An 18973-nucleotide genomic window follows, 5' to 3' on the forward strand; every position below is an offset into this window, starting at 1 on the left:
GTGTCGGCGTACGCAGGGCAGTACATCACGCCCGGCCGGTTCGCCGGCAAAGTGGCGGTCGTCACAGGCGCGGCCCAGGGAATAGGGCAGAAGGTTGCGGAGAGGATCGGGGCGGAAGGCGGCGCCGTGCTCCTTGTGGACCGCGCCGACGTCGTCCAGGAAGTTGCCCGGGAAATCCAGAAAGCCGCGCTGCAGACCGGCTCCGGCGGGTCCGCCAGCTACATCACGGCTGACTTGGAACGCTATGCGGGAGCCGAACAGGCAGTGAACGAGGCCCTGGCCCTCCACGGAAGGATTGACGTACTCGTCAACAACGTGGGAGGGACCATATGGGCCCGCCCCTACGAAGAATACGACGAGGAGCAGATTGAAAAGGAGATCCGTCGTTCGCTCTTCCCCACCCTGTGGTCATGCCGCGCCGTCCTCCCGGCGATGCTGGCCCAGGACTCGGGCACTATCGTCAACGTCTCCTCAGTGGCCACTCGCGGAGTGCACCGTGTCCCCTATGCCGCGGCGAAGGGAGGCGTCAACGCCCTGACCCAGTCCCTGGCCATGGAGGTTGCCGGGCGCGGCATCCGGGTTGTCGCTACCGCCCCAGGCGGCACGGAAGCTCCGCCCCGAAGGGTCAAGCGCGGACCGGAGGCCGAGTCCACTACCGAAAAGGCGTGGTATCAGGCCATTGTGGACCAGACCGTTGAATCGTCCTTTTTGAAGCGGTATGGCACCCTGGACGAACAGGCTGCGCCGATCGTTTTCCTGGCATCCGACGAAGCATCGTATGTCACTGGCAGCGTCCTTCCGGTAGCAGGCGGAGACCTGGGTTGAGCCTGCTGTGACTGATAACCGCCGGCGGGGCCGGGATGTGCGGTCGAGTAAGCTTGCCAGCATGATTCCGGGCCAGCACCGCGGCAACCCTGAGGAAGATCTGGCGCTGCTCGGCCGTGCCGAGGTTTTCGAGGAGTTACTGGAGACGCTCCGCACTGTTCGTAAAGGCAACGTGCGTACGGTGGTACTGAGCGGCCCGCGGGGATCCGGGAAGACGGCGGTGTTGGATCTTTTCCTGGAGCACTGCCGTGGAGTCGCGCGTGGCGTGCGCGTGTTGTCCGCCACTGGCGACGAATGGGAAGCGCAGCTCCCGCTCGCCGGCTACTCCCAGCTCATGGTCTCCCCGCCGCTGCGCTCGGCAAAGGACCCTGGCAAAGAGGGCGGCCGTTCCGTGGACCTGGCCGGTACACTCAACCCCTCCCAAGCCGCCAACTATGCGTCTACCCTCGGTGCGCACCTCGACGGGCTTCAATTGCACGGGAGCGTGGTGGTTGCCGTTGATGACGTCCAGCATCTGGACGCAGAAACTCTCCACATCCTTGTCTTCGTCATGCGCCGGCTGCGCAGCAAGAGAATCCTGTTCCTCGTCACCCTGGATCCCGCACAGGCCCGGCTCGTGCCAGCGGGTGTGTTGGCCTTCCTCACCGGCCATCAGGTTTCCCGCCTTCCACTGGACCCCCTGTCACCGCAGCGGGTCCAGGAGCTCGCACGACGGTGGTTCGGCATCGACCTGAACGCGACGGCCGCCCACGAGATCGTGCGGCATACCGGGGGATGGCCCCAGCCGGTTGTCGAACTTCTCGGCGAGCTTCCTCCGGAAACCTGGCAGACATGGTTCTCGTCCCTGCCTCCGAGCTCACGCGTGCGGGCCCAAGTGCGAAGTCTCCTCGGAGCCGCCTCACCCGATCTGGTAGCTGTGGCTGAGGCCACGTCCGTGCTCGGCCGCAATGCCGGGGTAGCTGAGGTAGCCCGTGTCAGTGGGGTCGAATCCGTGATGGACGCCCTCGACGAGGGCCACAGAGCCGGACTGCTGGGCCTGTCAGTGGACCAGGCCCACTCGCTGGTGAAATTCTTCGAAGCGGGATCCACCGAGTCCGTCTACGAGCAGATTGCACCCGGCCGGCGCATTCGCCTGCACCGTAGGGCTGCGGACTCGGTTCAGAATGAAGGCGACCGCCTAGGTCACCGGGTGTCGGCTACTCCGGGACCGGACGAGGCCCTTGCCGAGGAGCTTGAGGAGTACGCGCGGCAACAGGCCCTCGTAGGTGCCTGGCACGATGTATCGACCGCACTGTTTTCCGCGTCCCGGCTCTCGGGTGAGATCCGCGTCGGAAACGATCGCCAACTGAGGGCAGTAGATGCCCTCGTGGGCTCCGGCAACATTGCCGAGGCACAGATGTGGGCTGCCGCCGTCGACGCCATGGCGCCCTCGCCGCTGCGTTCCTCGGTTCTGGGCTACCTCTCGACGGCGTCCGGACAGAACCACAGCGCCCAAACCCAGTTGGAAATGGCCTGGAGAACAAGCAACCCGCAGCGGGACCCGGCGGCTGCCGCGCAGGTTGCCCAGCGCTTGGTCCTGCACGGGGTGGCCTCCTGGGATGGTCCCGTCATCACGCGTTGGGCGGAGCAGGCTATGTCACTGACGCAGGTGGGTACGCCTGCGTACATCGAATCGGAAGCCATCTATGGGTTGGGGCTTTACGCCCAGGGCAGGCTGTCGGAAGCCGAGGCCTCTTATCGCCGGGCTTTCGAACACGCGTCCGAGAACGCCCAAAAGCAGCGCGTGCAGATTGGTGCGGGATGGCTGGCTCTGCGACTGGATGACGCAGAGACGGCGCTGGTGAATTTCGAAGCCGCTGCCCCGACTGAATTCCGCGGAGGCTCGTTGCGGATCTCGCTATGGGCAGAGGCGTGGTTGGCTCGCACGCAACTTGTGCTCGGCAACTGGGATGCGGCAGCGGCTACGGTTGCACGCGCCTCGGTTCGGCTCGAGACCTCCCGGATGCCGCTGATCCGCCCCTTGTTGTATTGGACCGCCGCAGAGCTGTGGTCCTTGCGTGGGGATTGGGACCGTGCACGGTACTACGTCTCCCAAGCGGCAGTGCAGCCGGGCACCTATCGCGCCATGCAGGTCCCTGCCAGCCTGGCCCGGGCGCGCTTCCATGAGGCACGGGCGGACTATGAAAGCGCATTGGCTGTGCTGCAGCCGCTGACGGAGCTGGACCCCTGGACAGAGAACAGAGTGTCGTTTTGGCCGTGGCAGGACTCCTACGTTAATGCCCTCGTCATGACCGACCAGCTGGATACCGCCGACGCTTTCCTTACCGCCTTCGAGCAGGTGCCGCGGGAGCGGGCCGTGCCGTCAGATCTAGCAAGAATGGCGTGGGCGCGGGGCCGCCTCGTTGCCGCCCAGGGGTATCCTGATACCGCCCGGGAGCATTTCGAGACGGCACTGGGTCATCTGCGCGGGCTCAACCGTCCATATCTGCGGGCCAGGGTGAGCTTCGCCTTCGGGCAAAGCATGCGGCGTGCCGGCAAGAGGCGCTTGGCATCCTCAGTGCTTCGCGTGGCCAGGGATCTCTATGATTCCCTGGGCGCTGCCACATATGTCGACAGATGCGATCGGGAGCTGAAGGCGACGGGCCTTGATGTCGGCAACATGTCCGACCCATCTGACGCGGTCCTCGCAGCCGTGACGGGACCGCAGGTCCAGCTCACGGCCCAGGAGCAGTCAGTGGCGGAACTCGTGGCGGCCGGGGCCACCAACAAGGAGGCGGCCCGTGCACTTTTCCTGGCCGACAAGACGGTGCAGTACCACCTGACCCGCGTCTATGCGAAGTTCGGAATCCGCTCCCGCAGCGAACTGGCCGCACGTTTCCGTCCCACGGACTAAGGCGCATACCACCTGGCACTGCACCGCCGGCGGCCCGTATCAGGTTCCGGGAGGGCTGGGATTACGGTTGGGTAGGTTTTTGGTCGCGGAGTCCACGACATCCAGGAAGCTTTGGAGCAGTGATGAGCGGTCCTCACGCCGCCAAGCCACGGCCAGCTCCACTTCGGGGGCCTGTTCGATATCGCGGTAAACGACGCCCTCGAGCTGCAGGGCACGGACGCTCGCTGGAAGGATGGCAACGCCACTACCGGCTGCCACAAAGGAGAGCATCGTGGACGTCTCACTGATTACTTGGGTGATGCGTGGCTGGAAACCTGCCTCGCGGCAGAGTCCTGCGGTTGTCCGGTATAGCACCGACTCCGGCGGGTAGGAGACAAATTCCTGGTCCTGGAGTTCGTGTACGGCCACTGGCCGGTCCATGGCCAGAGCGCTGAAGGACGGCAACGCCAAGATGAGCGGCTCGCGTGTAACGATGCGGTATTCGATGTCCTGGGAGGCGATGGGCGGGCGCAACAGGGCCGCATCCAAGGTGCCATCCCGCAGGCCGGCCTCCATCGCAGGGGTGAGCATCTCGCCGTGTAGATTCAGCGACAGCCCAGGGAGTACCTGCTTGGCGCGTCGGACGATAGGGGGCATGACTCCGTAGGTCGCTGAGCCGGAGAACCCCACGCGAAGAACACCGGATGCGCCTTGTCCGACCTGGTATACGTCAGCACGGAGAGTTCCGACCGCATTAACGATCTGCCGCCCCCGGTCCAGCAACGCCTGCCCGGCGGCCGTAAGTTCCACCCTCCGGGTGGTGCGGTTCAGCAAGCGCACACCCAATTGCTCTTCCAGCTGCCGTATCTGCTGGGACAAGGGTGGCTGGGCCATGTGCAGGCGTTTGGCCGCACGGCCGAAGTGGCGTTCCTCCGCAACGGCAATAAAGTAGTTCAGCTGCCTGATCTCCATTGGTTTGCCGTCCCTCCGTATGGCGCCTCCGGTCAGGCGCGGACCCCATTGATTCCCGAATCAAGTATAAAGCCGACCACTCTTGTATTCATCAGACATAATGGCAGGCTCGGCACGCCTGCCCAGCACGAAAGCAACGGAGAGGGTGCCCAGACCTGGCCTGGGCACCCTCTCCGTGGACCTCGACTTTTTTATGGCAGCGGCCGGCCGCGCTGGGTCAAAGGCGGACCGGGGGAGTGGCGGAGCTGAGCTCCCCTTCGGCGGAGTACTCCACAATCTCTTCGGCCTTGTGCTCTGCTTCTTCCAGCTTTCGCTGACGGGGGACCAGAACCGTGACGACCGCTCCCAGCAGGGCGACGCCGCCGTAGATGTAGAACGCGGTGGCGCCTCCGATTCCCGCCGCTGCCAGCCAGCCGCCGATGATTGGTCCGAGAATGCCGCCCAAGCGGCCCACGCTGGCACACCAGGCCACACCGGCCGCCCGGGCGTTGGTGGTGAAGTAGTTGGACTGGAAACCGTAAACCAGCACCTGGGTGCCGAGGGTGCCCACTCCGGCGATGGCGATGCACAGGAACAACATCGGCAGTGGGAAGCCGAAGGTCATCAGCACCAGGGTGATCGTGGCCAGCACGAAGGTGCTGGCTATGACCCGCTGGGGACCCGCCTTGTCAGCGAAGCGCGAGAGCAGCAAACCTCCCGCCACAGCGCCGAGGTTCAACGCCAAGGGGAAGAAAAGTGCGTATGTCCGCCCGTAGCCGTATCCCTCCATGATTTTCGGCAGCCAGGTGTTCAAGCCGTAGGTCAGCAGCAGGCCGGAGAAAGACATCAAGCCCAGAAGTACGGAAGCCACTGCGAACTGTTTGGAAAACACCGCCGCGAAGCCAGACTTCTGCGGGGCTGCGCCTAGCTGCCGAATGACCTGTTCTTCAAGGAGCGAAACGCCGGTCCGCTGCGCAGCAGCCAGGGCCTCATCCTCACGGCCGCGGGCCAGCAGCCAGCGAGGGGACTCCGGAAGCTTGAACCAGGCGATGGGCACGAGCAGGACGAGGGGGAGCGCGCCGATCATGAACAGTCCGCGCCATCCAATGTTATTGAGGAGCAGAATGCCCATGACGGAGGCGAACACACCGCCAGCGGGGACACCAGAGTAGACGATCGCGTTGTAGAACTGTCGCCGGCCGGCTGGCGCGAACTCTGCCATGGTGGCGCCTGCGGTGGCGATGACGACACCGAGGCCCACGCCCGTGATGAAACGCAAAGCGCCGAAGGACGCTACGGTTGTGGTCAGCGCCGTGACGAACATCCCAACCGAGAACCAGGCGATGCCTAGGAGCATGAGTCGGCGGCGGCCGAAGAAGTCGCCGACCGCGCCGCAGATCAATGATCCGACCAGCACGCCAACGAGCGCCCACGATCCCAAGAGACCGGCGGTAGCGGCATCGAAGGCACCAATCTGGCTTGGGTCGGCGAGCAGTCCCGGCAGGACCGTGCCGTACACAACAAGGTCGTAGCCATCGAATAACAGTGCGGTGCAGATGACGAAGGCCACCCAGTTTGCGGTGCGCGCCTCTTTGCGCGGGTCTTCGGCGATGACGGTGTGGAGCGTAGCCATATGCCTGTCCTCTCTGACGGAGCATGGAAGTAATGCCGTGGGGTGAACCTGCATCCCTTGGCTTTGCTCCAGTGTTCCAGAGGTGTGACGGCCGCCATATGCGGCAAATACCCGGGATTGGGCCGGGGTGTGATCCATACTTTCAAGATATCAATCAGATATGTCTAGCCATATTTCGGAAAGAGTAGGTGCTGCTGCCAGCGAAAGACTGCGTCTACAGCGCAGATTCGCTGTTTGTACGCGCCACGAAGGCTTTGCGGAACTCCGACGGCGACATACCGAACTCGGATTTGAAAGCCCTGGCGAGCCACTGGGCGTCGTGGATGCACCATCTCGCAGCTACTTCTGCGATGGTGATGTGGGTATTGCGGTAATCAGCAAGGTCGCGATGGACGGACTGCAGGCGACTCTTGCGGATCAGCCCGGTCAGCCCCGTGCCGCTTCCTGCGAACAGCCGCTGAACCGTACGCACGGAGACGTGATGCGCGGAAGCGATCTGCTGCAGGCCCAGGTTCGGGTCCTGCAGGTTTCGATCGACATAAGACTCGATTTCATGCCGGAGGAACTCAGCCATGTCCTCGGAGCCGGGTTCATAATCCTGCAGGACTACACTGGCCAGCAGTGCTTCACCGGCCGAGGCCAGGTGGTTCCACGCTGCCGGTGCGGGGACAGTCATGGACGTGCAGGCACTGATGAACTGCGCCAGCACCGTCCCGGCCCCCGTCATGGCCGACCAGGGGTGCGACCGTGCTTCGTCAACGGCTGCACGTGGCGCGCCCAGGGACGCTGAAGGAGCCGTCATGACCTCGCATTGCCAGACGTCTTGGAAGGTGAGGCGGTAGGGCACCGCCGTGTCGTAAAGGCCAAATTCCCCGGGTGCGACCGTCAGCTCGCGTCCAGACTGCTCGATGATGCAGCGCCCGCGGCGCATCGCGCACACCTTGAGTAACTCCGTTGGAGACTGGCGTACTGCACGGGGTGACCGGACGAGTTGCTGTGGGGTGCCCGAAATTCCGTATATGCCGACCTTGCCCAGTTCCTTCGCCGCCAGCGCACCGGAAACCTGCCCAGCGGAACCCCCAAGAGCCACCACCTCAAGCCCGCCGAACGTCGACTCCATGTCGTGATACCACGCGTCAGCTATCAAACCCACCGTCATGCACGGCACCTCCTTGTGTGCGGCGAGGATGGCGTCAATCGACAACCTGCATGTCGCCTGGGGACAACCCCGCCCGTTGTGCTACGTGTCACAGTATAGGCACCGCTCCGGATACACGGACTCTCTGCGGCAACCGAACGCTTGACGACTGCAAGGCCCAGCGTCGGGTCCTTGGCCCCGAAAGCCGCTCACCGCCGTCGACCCAATCCCGTGCGCCGCACGTGTCAGCTTCCGCCTATTCAAGCCTTACCCCTGAGGAGCCATTCCAATGAAGGTCACTGCTGCCCTCGCTACCGCGCCCAAAGCCCCTTTCGAGATCGTCCAACTCTCCCTGGATGAGCCCCGCCCCGACGAGGTCAGGGTGAAGCTCGTCGCAACCGGCGTCTGTCACACCGACGCGATCGTCCGCGACCAGGTCTACCCCACGCCGTTGCCGGCGGTTCTCGGGCACGAGGGGGCAGGGGTTGTAGAGGCGGTCGGCTCCTTGGTGACCTCCGTCGCCGTCGGAGACTCTGTGGTTCTTTCCGCCAATTCCTGTGGAGTATGCGGGCAGTGCCTGACGGGGCGCCCCGCGTATTGCAGCGAGTTCTTTGGCCGCAATTTCGCCGGCGCACGTCCCGACGGTTCCACCGCCTTGAAGGACGGCGAATCCGCCGTCTCCTCGCACTTCTTTGGTCAATCGTCCTTCGCCACCCATGTCAACGTTGCTGTCCGCAGCGTCGTAAAGGTGGACAGGAACCTTCCGTTGGAGTTACTCGGACCACTTGGTTGTGGCCTGCAGACGGGGGCTGGCGCTGTTATCAATTCTTTGGACGTTCGCCCCGGTTCCAGCATTGTTGTTTTTGGCACCGGTGCTGTCGGCTGCGCAGCTCTTATGGCCGCCGCCGCTCTGGGTGCGACAACCATTGTTGCGGTCGACATTGTTGAGTCCCGGCTTGCCACCGCAAAGGAGTTGGGGGCCACCCACGCCATCAACAGCCGCTCGATGGACGTGGCAGCGGAGATAGCCCAGATCACCGGCGGGCTCGGTGTCGATTATGCCCTGGACACAACTGGTATTCCCGCCGTCCTGCGCCAGGCTGCAGACATCCTGGGGACCGGTGGAACGGTTGCGCTCGTTGGTGCCCCGGCACCGGGAACGGAGGTGTCCTTCGAAATTGGTGGTTCGTTGCTCAAGGGATGGAACTTCCGCACCATCATCGAAGGAGACTCCGTGCCCCAGGTGTTCATTCCCCAGCTCATCCGGCTCTGGCAGCAAGGAAAGTTCCCGCTCGAAAAGTTGACCAAAACGTTTGCATTTGCCGACATCAACGAGGCTTTTGACGCCTCCGAATCCGGCGAAGTCATCAAGCCTGTCCTGGTCTTCTGACCAGCGGCGGACCCCACCCAGGGGACGCCCCCAGCCCGCGTTTGCCAAAATACGAATCCTTCAGGAGCAAAACCATGACGACAACCACCTTGGAAACCACAGCAACGTTTGCCGGCCAGCCCGTCACCCAGCAGTTCATCGGCGGGACGTGGCGTGACGGAAGATCCGGGAACACCCTGACTGTCACGAATCCTTATGACGACTCAGTGCTGGCTTCCATCCGCCAGGCCAACAAGCAGGACCTGGACGAGGCATATCGGGCTGCCGAAGCCGCCCAAAAGGAGTGGGCCGCCCAACCGCCCGCCGCCCGCCGCCAAGTAATTCTCCGGGCAGCGCAGATCCTGGAGGAGCGCCGCGAGGAAATTGTCGAATGGCTCATCAAAGAGTCAGGTTCCACCGTGGGCAAGGCCCAGGTCGAGGTCTCCCTGGCCGCCGGGATCACGCTGGAGGCGTCTTCCTTTCCCACCCGCGTATACGGTCGCATCGTCGAATCCAATACGCCCGGCAAAGAATTGCGCGTCTACCGCCGCCCCATCGGCGTCGTCGGCGTCATCAGCCCGTGGAACTTCCCGCTCCACTTGTCCGAGCGTTCAGTTGCCCCGGCCCTCGCCCTCGGCAACGCCGTCGTCATCAAGCCGGCCAGTGACACTCCCGTTACCGGCGGGCTGATCCTCGCCAGGATCTTCGAGGAGGCTGGATTGCCGGCCGGAGTGCTGAATGTGGTGGTGGGCGCCGGTTCCGAGATCGGCGATGACTTCGTCACCCATCCCGTGCCCGGGTTGATATCCTTCACGGGTTCGACGCCGATCGGGCAGAATGTTGGCAAACTCGCCGCCGGTGGAAAGCACCTTAAGCACGTGGCTTTGGAACTCGGCGGTAACGCACCCCTGGTGGTCCTGGCGGATGCCAATCTGGATGCTGCAGTGGAAGCTGCCGTGTTGGGCAAGTTCCTGCATCAGGGACAGATCTGCATGGCGGTCAACCGGATCATTGTCGAGGCCCCGCTCTACGATGAATTCGTCGCGCAGTTCACCGCCGCGGCATCCAGTGTCCCCTTCGGCGACCCAGCGTCCGAGCAGAACTTGGTGGGGCCAGTGGTCAACGACAGCCAGCTCGAAGGGCTGAAAACGAAAATCGCAACAGCCAAAGCCGAGGGCGCCCGCACCGTCCTTGAAGGGGAAATCACTGGACGGATTGTCCCGCCGCACGTGTTCGCCGACGTCAGGGCCGACATGGAGATCGCCCGCGAGGAGATCTTCGGCCCCTTGGTGGGCATCATCAAAGCCAACGACGAGGACCACGCACTGGAATTGGCAAACGCCAGTGAATTTGGACTCTCGAGTTCCGTGTTCACCCAGGACCTCGAACGCGGCGTGCGGTTCGCCCTGGGCATCAAGGCCGGCATGACCCATATCAATGAGATGCCCGTCCACGACGAATCGCACGTGCCGTTCGGCGGCGAGGGTAACTCCGGTCTGGGCCGGTTCAACGGCGACTGGGCCATAGCCGAGTTCACCACCGACCACACGGTTGGAGTCAAGCGCCTCTGATGCCGGTTGCCCCGCCGATGCATGCTTTAGCATGCACCGGCGGGGCACTTCCCGTTTTCACAGTGCCACAGTCAGCCATCACGAACCGTATGGATCGGTACGATTTCAGTATGAATCAGCGGCCCGGATTGCCAGCCGGCACCCAGGCCAATGGATAAGGTGAATTCATGATCAACCCCGCACACCTGCACTCGGACCTGTCCCGCCTCGGCCGGGAGACCGACATGTTCATGGCCACCCTAGAGTCTCTGTCCGACGACGAAATGGCCGCTCCATCCTTGTGCAAGGGTTGGACGCGGGCAGATGTCATCGCCCACATCGCCTCGAACGGCCAGGCCTTGGTCAAGCTCATCGACTGGGCAACCTCCGGCGAAGAGCAACAACTTTATGCCTCGCAGGAGGCCCGCGCCCGGGAGATAGCCGAGCTGGCCAGCCTGCCCCGCCAGGAACTGCTCGGCAAAGTCCGCCAGTCCTCCGCCTATTTCGCCGAACAGGCCCTCCGGCTCGGCGGGGAGATCGCCGTCGAGGAAGTGCACCTGAACGGCAAGCAGATTCCCGCGACGTCCATTGTGGCGTTGCGGATCGCCGAGGTCGTGGTGCACCACCACGACCTCGACACCGCATGGACCATAGAGGAAGCGGACCCGGACTCGGTACTCAACGCCTTGGAAGCCGCCGTGCGAACGATGCGCGCCCAAGGGGCGCCGGGGATGACCCTCATGACGGAGGAACGCGACGAGTGGGTGATCGGCGACGGCGCCCTGCACGTCTCGTCCGACAGAGAGGGATTGCTCGAATGGCTGGCCCGAGGTGTCACCGACAACGTAGAGGCTGACGGACCACTGCCCATCCTCCCGTCCTGGTAAGCCCCGTATCCCGAGTGCCCATCTTCAGCTCGCCCAGCATACAGACCACGGCCGGGTCGGATCAGCCCAAAGACTCAATGCCTGGGACGTGCCGGCGACTGGGCAGTCTTGACGGCGCACGCGTGGGCAGTGAATAGAAGCTGGAATAGATCCGGCCTTGAGTCTTGGGAGCGAAGCTCACAAAGAGACGGACCTACCACGCCACGGCGTCCAGCCAGATCCACCCGGACATTCTTGGATACACGTCTCAGGGAATTCAATGACGGACGCGACGCAGGCCGTTTCTTCCTCAGCCAGCTGCGAATGCGATGCTTCGTGGTTTCCCTAAATTCAGCTCGTATCGGTATCTTTGCCGTTTGGCCGGCCAGTTCGGGGTCAGTGCAGTGCGAGGCTGGAGTCCCTGCGGACTCGAGCACACATACACGGCACTGACGCGTTCTGGACAAATTCATGCCTCGGTTGGGTTTCAGCCGCCAGCGGTGCGCGGATTGTGCTACTGGATCGGCGCGGACGCGAGTGTTGTCAGTGCGTTGAGCACGGGAGCAGAGACGCCTGATTGCTCGCCGAGACGAACAATTGCCCCGCCGATGTAGTCAGCCTCCGTACGGCGCCCTGCCTCCCGGTCTTGGAGCATAGAGGTCTTATGCTCACCTCGCTCTGTCAAGGGCCATTACTTTCTGCCCACCAGCGGCCAGGTCTTCTGCCCGCTGGTGGCCAATATAAATGCCCGGACATGGCCATGAGATCTGCCCGCAAATATAGGTTTGTGGGTGGCCATTCCGTTCCAGTGATTTAACTCAGTTGTGTCACTCCCTTTCCGGCCAGGGCCTGCGTCAGCCTGACGGAGTCGCCGCTGGTCTGGCAGATGTGGGCGTGGTGCAGCAGTCTGTCCACGGTTGCCGTCGCCAGGGTTTTGGGCATGAGCTCGTCAAAGCCGGCGGGGTGCAGGTTGGAGGAAATCGCGATGGAGCGTTTCTCGTAGGCAGCGTCCACGACCCGGTAGAGTCCCTCGGCGGCGTCCGCACCGACGGCGAGGAGCCCGATGTCATCGACCACCACCAAATCGGCACGTAGCACCCGGTTGATGGCCCGGGTGACGGAGTCGTCGGTGCGGTGGGCGCGGATGAGTTGGCCGAGGTCCTCGAGCCGGAACCAGGCCACGCGCAAGCCTTCTTCCACGGCTTGCTGGCCCAGGGCTTCAAGGAAGAACGTCTTTCCTGTCCCGGAGGGCCCGCAGACGACGAGGTTTTCCCCGCGGCGGATCCATTCCAGGGTCCGCAGGGCCTGTTGCGTCGGCGCCGGGATCGAGGAAGCGCCGGGGTCCCAGGCATCGAAGGTTTTCCCGGTCGGGAACCCGGCGGCCTTGCGCCGGGTGGCGAGCATGGAGCGCGCCCGGCCGCTGACTTCCTCGGCGAAGAGGGCCTTGATGACTTCCACTGGTTCCCAGCGCTGGGCGCGGGCCGTGGCCATCAGTTCCGGCGCCAGGGCACGGGCGTGGGGCATCTTCAAGGAACGCATCATGGCTTCAACGTCCGCGGGCAGGGGCGCGGCGGTGGTGTTGATCGGGGTCACTGCTTGTCCTCACTGACGATGGTGGTGGTGGTGATGGCGGCCCAGGCGCCGGTGCCCTGGGTCAGGGAGGTTTCCTCCCTGGCCGCGTGCGTGATGGTGCTGGCCCGGCCAGCCTGCAGGATCGAGGAGAGGTCGCCGTGAGCGAAGCGGCCGTGGATCGCGGCCGTGCCCAGGGCCCGGTCAACGTCGATGACGCCGGCGATCTTTGCCAGGGACACGGCCTCGGCCATCTTCACGTTCATCCGGGACGTGCCGACCGCGGCGGCTTCCTTCAGCCAGGCCACGGCGCCGCCGCCGATGGCCAAAAACTCTGCCTCGGCCCCGGTGCGGGCCCGTGGCGTGTAGTCCCCGGGGATTTTCTCCACATATCCGGGAAAATGCTCGTCGTTGACCGCCGGGCTCCCGGGCCGTGCCCGGCCATGGCGTGCCACCTCAACGGGGCCGTGCGCGCCGTGGTGGACGATGATGACCTGCTCGTCCGGGCCGGTGCCGTGGGCGCGGACAAACACCCGCGCCCCGAGCAGATGGGACGGCACGGAATACATGGCGTTGTTGAAGGTGACCATGGGCGTGTTCGGCGGCACGGTCCGGGCCAGGCCGAAGGAGACCGTGTGCGCTGTTTCCGGGACCCGGTGCAGGCGCAGGGCCTCCTCGGCAAGCATGACAGCGGGCTTGCGCTTGGTCGTCCGGTGCTCGCGGGCGTTGATGTGGGCCATGAATGCCTCGCAGGCGGCCTCCACCTCGGCGAAGGACCCATACTCCGGGAGCAGGTTCGTGTCCTTGGGCACGAGATCGGCCTTGGCAACCTTCACCGACGACTCCACCCCGCCCTTTGAGGCAGGATCCGCCGGCTGGCAGGTCAACACCGTCACCCCGTAGTGGCGGGCGAAATCAACGGTCTGCTGGTTGCGCACCGGAACGCCGGCGACATGGGAAACCGTCACTGTTTTCTCGTTGTCAGTGAGGATGTAAGTCGTGACACCCCCAATCAGCCGGAAAGACCGATCCAGGGCGGCAAACACAGACGGCGCCGTCCGGTCCCGCAGCGCGATCACAATCCTGAACCTCGACCAGGCCAGCCAGGCCACGAACAACACGGTCTTCACCCCGTCAATATAGGGGCCGTCCCCGAAATCATATTGCAGCCAGCCGCCTGGCTCGGTCACCCATGGCCGGTGCACCCGCACCCGTCCCAGCTTCCATGCCGCCTTGACCTGGGCCACCGCCCGGCGGGTGGAGCGCTCCGATCCCTCATAGCCCATCCCGACCAGTTTTGCGTGGGCGATATCAGCCCGGATCCGGCCCTTCGTGGCATCGACCCACTGCTCGATCTTGGGCAGGAATTCATCGGTAACCCTGTCCCGGGCCACCGGCTCCGCCAGCGGCCGCCCGGCGTCACGGGCGGCGACGTGCTTGGCCACCGTGTGGTGGGAACAACCCGCGAGCTGCGCCGCGGCGCGCAACGACTGCGTAAGATCGTACGCTTCAAGAATTTCCATGATTTCTCCGTCAGACTTCATACAGAGCCTCTTCCTGATGTGGTTTGGTGCGACTAGACACCGACATCAAAACCCCAGGAAGGGGCTCCCGCCGTTAAGAACACGGCGATGCTAGAAAAAAGAATGGGCAGATCTCATGGCCACCAATGGGCACTTTTGCTGGCCATCAGTGGGCACTTCCGTGGCCGCCTATGGGCAGTTTTTCATGGCCGCTAACATCGCTCCAATTTGGCCTACGGTTTGTCCGGTCACGGCGCTAAGGGTATTCAGGGCGGCGTTGAAGGCAAGCTTTTCCCAGATGGGTTCCTGGATGGCTTTCTCGGCGGAAGCATTCAGTCCTGCTTTGTTCAGGATATCCACCAGCCTTTGGAGGAACGGTTCTTTCGTGCCGGCCCAGGTGCCTACCCGCACCTTCCCGCCGGGTCCGGTGATGATGTGGCCCGGCTGTTCAAGATCAGCGGGAAAGTCAGTAATTCCGGCCAAGGTGCGCTCAGGCGTGAATGCCCTCGCCAAGATGTCGGCATTTCCAAGGCCGTTTTGGAGTGTCAGACCGTACGTTGTCCCGGAAATCAGGTGCCGAACGGAATCGACAGCAGCCTCGGTGTGAAAGCTTTTGGTCAAGACGATGATGAGCTCGAGCGTTTCACTGAAGTCCGCCGCCGTTCCTGCCCTGACAGGTGTGTGGCTGGCTGCTCCCTCTGATTCCACCGTGATGCCACGGGAATTGAGCGCTTGAATGGTTGCAGGTGCCGCGTCAATGAAGTAAACATCGTTGCCTGACAATTGCAGCCGGCCACCAAAAAGCTGGCCCATTGCACCTGCACCAAGAACACCTATTTTCATCTGACTTACCTTTGCTTCGTAATGCTTGATTTTGAGAGTATTGATTCCGGCCCAGCGCTGCGGCGCTCAGTGCCGTCAGGCCACAAGTCCCGCGTGCTGCGGAGTCAGCCTTCGAATTGGGTATTTATCTCGATGAGCGAGGGCCGGTTGCTCTCGAGGGCTTTGTTGAGCGCAGTTCTAAGCGAGGCTGTGGTGCTCACCGATTCGGCGGCAACGCCGTAGCCATTGGCGATCTGGACAAAGTCCAGTCCTGGTACGTCCAATCCAGGAGTCTCCCCTGTACCGAGCAGTTTGGAGAAGCCGCGAAGCGCCCCGTACGTTCCGTTTTTCATGATGAGGAAAATGCACGGGACGTTGTACTGGGCTGCGGTCCAGAGTGCAGTGATGCCGTAGTTGGCTGAGCCATCACCAATGATGCCGATGACTCGGCGTTCCTTGTGCGCCAGTTGGGCGCCGACAGCGGCCGGCAACCCGAATCCCAAGCCACCGGATGCCGGGAAGAAATAGCTGCCTTGCCCATCGAGGTCCATCTGCTGCCAGAAGGCTGCCGAAGTCGACGTCGATTCCTTGACATATACAGTGTCCTTTGGCGCGGTGGTGCGCAGTGTCTCGAACACGGCCTCCGGATGTACAGCGTTGAACGATCCCTCGGAGGCTGCCGGGATGGCGGCCAGGTCAGGCAGTTGAGGGCGGCCTGTCTGCTGTACGGCTTTCGCCAGGGTGCGCAGGCTGCCGCGCACTGAGGTGACAATCGAGTCGCCCATGGGCGCCCGGGCAGCTTCGCCTGCATCCCCGGACAGGTGGATGATGCGGGTACCGGATTGCAGATATAGCCCCGGCACGTACTGGTGGTAGCGGAATACGGGCGCGCCGACGACCAGCACCAGGTCATGATCTCCGAGAATATGTGAGATGTCTTTAATGGAGGCTGGCAACGCACCGCGGAAACTTCGGTGACGCGTGGGAAAGGGGCACCGCGAAGGTGACGGGGCGATCCAAACGGGTGCGGCAAGCTTCTCAGCAAGCTCGATGGCAAATTCGTTAGCGTTGTCGGCGTCCACTTCCGGGCCGAGAACCAAAACCGGGTTCTTGGCATTGTTCAGCTGCTCCACCAGGTCCTGGGCGAGTTCGGCCGGGAGTTCCTGGGCAGCCACAGAAGTACGTCCGGCCAGGTGCCGGGTCTCCGCAGGTGCCTCCTTGTCCCAATCGTCGTAGGGAATCGACACGTACACCGGTCCCTTGGCCGGCAGCAACGCTGTGTGAATGGCCTGGCTGATGGACCGGGGTACATCCTCAGGACAGAGCGGCTCGGCGCTCCACTTCACCAGCGGCTTCGGCAGGGACGGCGCGTCGACGCTGGCCAGCATCGCCTCCAGCCCAACCATTGACCGCACCTGCTGGCCGGCGGTGATGACCAGCGGAGAGTGGGAGTAGACGGCGTTGGTCAGTCCACCCATCGCGTTGCCGGATCCGGACGCCGCATGAAGGTTCACGAACGCCGCACCCCCGGAAGCCTGCGCGAACCCATCCGCCATCGAGATCACGGCGCCCTCATGCAGCCCGAGAATGTATTGGAAGTCTTCGGGGAAGTCCTGCAGGAAGGGCAGCTCGTTGGAACCAGGGTTGCCGAAAATTGTCGTCAGGTTGTTCCGCCGCAGGATCTCCATCGTTTCGCTGCGTACCGTCTTCTTCACGTTCAGAAACCTCATTTCCATGCTGGTGGGCATCGCACCCCAAAAGCCTACGAACGGCGACTCCATAAAGCCAATAAATAAATTTGATAGTTCCATAGACTGGATCTATGAAAGAACCGATCGAGTCTTACGACCTCAATCTCCTGCGGACCTTCGCCCACATTTATGACACACGCAGTGTCACGAAGGCAGCGCAGGAGCTGTACGTCAGCCAGCCGTCCGTGAGCTATGCCCTGGGTAAGCTCCGGAAGCTCTTTCGCGACGAACTTTTCCTCCGGAGTGCCCAGGGGCTGCAGCCCACCCAGGTCGCATCGCTGGTTTACCCGCAGGTGCGCCTTGCCCTTGGATCGTTAGATGACGCCGTGGGTCGTGTCACAACGTTCAGCCCGGCCACATCCACGCGTCATTTCCGCCTGCTCATGACAGACATTGGGGAAATTGCACTTCTTCCCGCCGTCCTGAAAGCGATTCAGAAGGCGGCGCCCGCGATCTCACTTGAAGTCGTTCCGCTCGATTACGGAACCGCGAGGGAAGAGCTGGTGCAAGGAAAGGCGGACGCCGCTATTTGCACCCCTCGGATAGACGCGCCGGACCTGTTTCGGGACCATCTGCTGGAGCAGTTGTACTGGGGCATCTGCTCCGCTGAACATCCACGCATCGGGGATGAGCCGGACTTCGATCAGTTCTTCCGGGAGCGGCAGGTGGTAGTCAACGAACAGTTGGGCCATGAGCACATCCAACAGCGGATGAGGGAGTTGGATTACGTTCAGCCGGCAGCAATCAAACTTCCACACTTTTCCGCACTGCCCCAGGTGCTGGCAGCCACCGACTATCTGAGCATCGTGCCGGAGCTCCTTGCCCAGATCTTCGAAGCTGACGGGCGGATCAAGAAGTTCAGACTCCCATTCGAAGCCCCCACGGGTGACGTCGCGCTGTACACATACCGCCGCACCACTCCTGGGCCGGCGATGGAATGGTTTAGGGCCATCATCCGTGACACGCTCCAAGAGGTGCAGAGCTCTAGTTAGGCATTGAGCTGCAGGCCAAATCGCCGGCAGAGTTCGCCCACCAGCCGGAGATGGCACTTCAAGGCCTTGTCGCACTGGTGGGCGAATGCGTTACGCCGATGCCCGGAGGGGGCAGGAGGTGTCTGTTTCCCCGACGATGACGTGACCGTCGTCCCAGGAGACGGTGACGATTCAGCAGTTCGGAAACCCGGCAGCAGTAGATGTGTCGGAGCCACGTGGCCGGAGCAGGGTCCCTAAGACGGCGCCGTGAGTCACCACCAGCACGTCGCCGGATTCGGCGCGCGCCGAATGCTCAGCTGCCGCCACGACAACGTCGAGTCCTTTTGCGAGCCGGACGCTCACCTGCCTGGACGTTTCCGCCCGGCCGCTCGGATCATGCCGGTGAACCGCGTCAATGACGCTGTCGAAGCCGTTGGCTGTCATACGCAGCCAGTCTGGTGACGCTGGTGCGTACGTGTATCCGTGATCCCCGAAGACCGGACCCCAGAGGGAGGCATTTGGTTGCCTTCCCAGCTTCCGAAATTCCCTTCCCGCAACTCGTGCATCTGTGTGGGGGAGAGATGCGGATTCGACGTTGGCAGAGCCTGATGAGTTCCTGGTGTGTGAAGCGTGTGCTGGTGATGATGGAGTAGGCGTCGAGATAGTCGCGGGCGTATCCGCGCGAGTAAACGGCGAGCAGCTTGGATGCTACCGAGTCCTTCAGGGAGAGTATCGGTCCGATATCGATGATGGCGGGTGAGTTCTCCCACCAGTCCAGGCCAAGATCCATGACGACTGCTTCCTCGTCATGTCCTACGGTGACGCTGGCGAACTCGTCGTACTGTCGGGTGATCTCGACCTTGTATCCGGATGGCGTGCATTTTGTGCACGGTTGCCTCCTGCTTTGGTTCCGGGAGGTGTGCGGGGACCCGGCGGGCTATGGCGTTGTCCGGTAGGGGGAGTCCTTGGCCTGCCCGCGGCGGTCCCGGTTGCGGTGGGACCGTTGGTGGTGCGGCCCTGGTGAGCAAAATGGCAGGGGTGCTGAGATGCTGCCGCGTACGGGGAGCCGCTGGCCATCCTTGCCCGGCAAGCAACGGGTGATGCCCACGCTCTGGACGTCTCTCGGCCGCACG

Annotated in this window: 15 protein-coding genes; 6 read left to right on the top strand and 9 right to left on the bottom strand. The window is 63.1% G+C overall.

Annotation, left to right across the window (positions count from 1 at the left end):
* Together benD and AC3IT0_RS09990 are read left to right on the top strand one after the other, a co-directional pair.
* The gene (gene benD, locus AC3IT0_RS09985; protein WP_489323526.1) at window positions 1–825 is read left to right on the top strand and encodes a benzoate diol dehydrogenase BenD; all 825 of its coding nucleotides are present in this window, start codon (window positions 1–3) and stop codon (window positions 823–825) included.
* Window positions 826–886: 61 nt separating this feature from the next.
* Complete coding sequence (locus tag AC3IT0_RS09990; protein ID WP_489323527.1) at window positions 887–3718, top strand: AAA family ATPase; 2832 nt, start codon at window positions 887–889, stop codon at window positions 3716–3718.
* A gap of 39 nt (window positions 3719–3757) precedes the next feature.
* Here AC3IT0_RS09990 and AC3IT0_RS09995 read toward each other — a convergent pair whose 3' ends face one another.
* From AC3IT0_RS09995 to AC3IT0_RS10005, 3 genes are all read right to left on the bottom strand, one after another.
* Window positions 3758–4669 carry a LysR substrate-binding domain-containing protein gene (locus AC3IT0_RS09995; protein ID WP_489323528.1) on the bottom strand — a complete coding sequence of 304 codons (912 nt, stop codon included), beginning with the start codon at window positions 4667–4669 and terminating at the stop codon, window positions 3758–3760.
* Between the two features lie 217 nt (window positions 4670–4886).
* Window positions 4887–6281, bottom strand: coding sequence for an MFS transporter (locus AC3IT0_RS10000; RefSeq protein WP_489323529.1), 1395 nt, complete (start codon window positions 6279–6281; stop codon window positions 4887–4889).
* Window positions 6282–6495: 214 nt separating this feature from the next.
* Window positions 6496–7485: a helix-turn-helix domain-containing protein gene (locus tag AC3IT0_RS10005; RefSeq protein ID WP_489323530.1), complete on the bottom strand. Its 990-nt coding sequence runs from the start codon at window positions 7483–7485 to the stop codon at window positions 6496–6498.
* A 223-nt stretch (window positions 7486–7708) separates the two neighbouring features.
* On the opposite strand from AC3IT0_RS10005, the gene AC3IT0_RS10010 reads away from it, so the two are divergent.
* The 3 genes from AC3IT0_RS10010 (at window position 7709) to AC3IT0_RS10020 (ending at window position 11225) form a co-directional block, all read left to right on the top strand.
* A complete protein-coding gene (locus AC3IT0_RS10010) occupies window positions 7709–8809 on the top strand; it encodes an NAD(P)-dependent alcohol dehydrogenase (RefSeq protein WP_489323531.1) in 1101 nt (366 codons plus the stop codon).
* A 74-nt stretch (window positions 8810–8883) separates the two neighbouring features.
* Complete coding sequence (locus tag AC3IT0_RS10015; protein ID WP_489323532.1) at window positions 8884–10359, top strand: aldehyde dehydrogenase family protein; 1476 nt, start codon at window positions 8884–8886, stop codon at window positions 10357–10359.
* A 167-nt stretch (window positions 10360–10526) separates the two neighbouring features.
* Window positions 10527–11225 carry a maleylpyruvate isomerase family mycothiol-dependent enzyme gene (locus tag AC3IT0_RS10020; protein ID WP_489323533.1) on the top strand — a complete coding sequence of 233 codons (699 nt, stop codon included), beginning with the start codon at window positions 10527–10529 and terminating at the stop codon, window positions 11223–11225.
* A gap of 493 nt (window positions 11226–11718) precedes the next feature.
* Here the strand turns inward: AC3IT0_RS10020 and AC3IT0_RS10025 are convergent, their stop codons facing one another.
* From AC3IT0_RS10025 to mdlC, 5 genes are all read right to left on the bottom strand, one after another.
* Window positions 11719–11859, bottom strand: a complete 141-nt coding sequence (locus AC3IT0_RS10025) for a ketopantoate reductase family protein (protein ID WP_489323534.1) — start codon at window positions 11857–11859, stop codon at window positions 11719–11721.
* Window positions 11860–12017: 158 nt separating this feature from the next.
* The gene (gene istB / locus AC3IT0_RS10030; RefSeq protein ID WP_489320623.1) at window positions 12018–12797 is read right to left on the bottom strand and encodes an IS21-like element helper ATPase IstB; all 780 of its coding nucleotides are present in this window, start codon (window positions 12795–12797) and stop codon (window positions 12018–12020) included.
* On the bottom strand, window positions 12794–14317 hold the full coding sequence (gene istA, locus AC3IT0_RS10035) for an IS21 family transposase (protein WP_489323535.1): 1524 nt from the start codon (window positions 14315–14317) through the stop codon (window positions 12794–12796). Before istA ends, istB begins: the two co-directional genes overlap by 4 nt.
* A 168-nt stretch (window positions 14318–14485) precedes the next feature.
* Window positions 14486–15139 carry a ketopantoate reductase family protein gene (locus AC3IT0_RS10040; protein ID WP_489323536.1) on the bottom strand — a complete coding sequence of 218 codons (654 nt, stop codon included), beginning with the start codon at window positions 15137–15139 and terminating at the stop codon, window positions 14486–14488.
* 104 nt (window positions 15140–15243) lie between these two features.
* Window positions 15244–16833 (bottom strand): benzoylformate decarboxylase, encoded by a 1590-nt coding sequence (mdlC, locus tag AC3IT0_RS10045; protein ID WP_489323537.1) that lies wholly within the window; start codon window positions 16831–16833, stop codon window positions 15244–15246.
* A 107-nt stretch (window positions 16834–16940) separates the two neighbouring features.
* Here mdlC and AC3IT0_RS10050 point away from each other — a divergent pair, with 107 nt between their 5' ends.
* Window positions 16941–17861, top strand: coding sequence for a LysR family transcriptional regulator (locus tag AC3IT0_RS10050; protein WP_489323538.1), 921 nt, complete (start codon window positions 16941–16943; stop codon window positions 17859–17861).
* Window positions 17862–18032: 171 nt separating this feature from the next.
* Here the strand turns inward: AC3IT0_RS10050 and AC3IT0_RS10055 are convergent, their stop codons facing one another.
* Window positions 18033–18284: a histidine phosphatase family protein gene (locus AC3IT0_RS10055; RefSeq protein WP_489323539.1), complete on the bottom strand. Its 252-nt coding sequence runs from the start codon at window positions 18282–18284 to the stop codon at window positions 18033–18035.
* Between the last annotated feature and the right edge of the window lie 689 nt (window positions 18285–18973).

The organism is Pseudarthrobacter sp. KH_020_B, assembly GCF_057840185.1.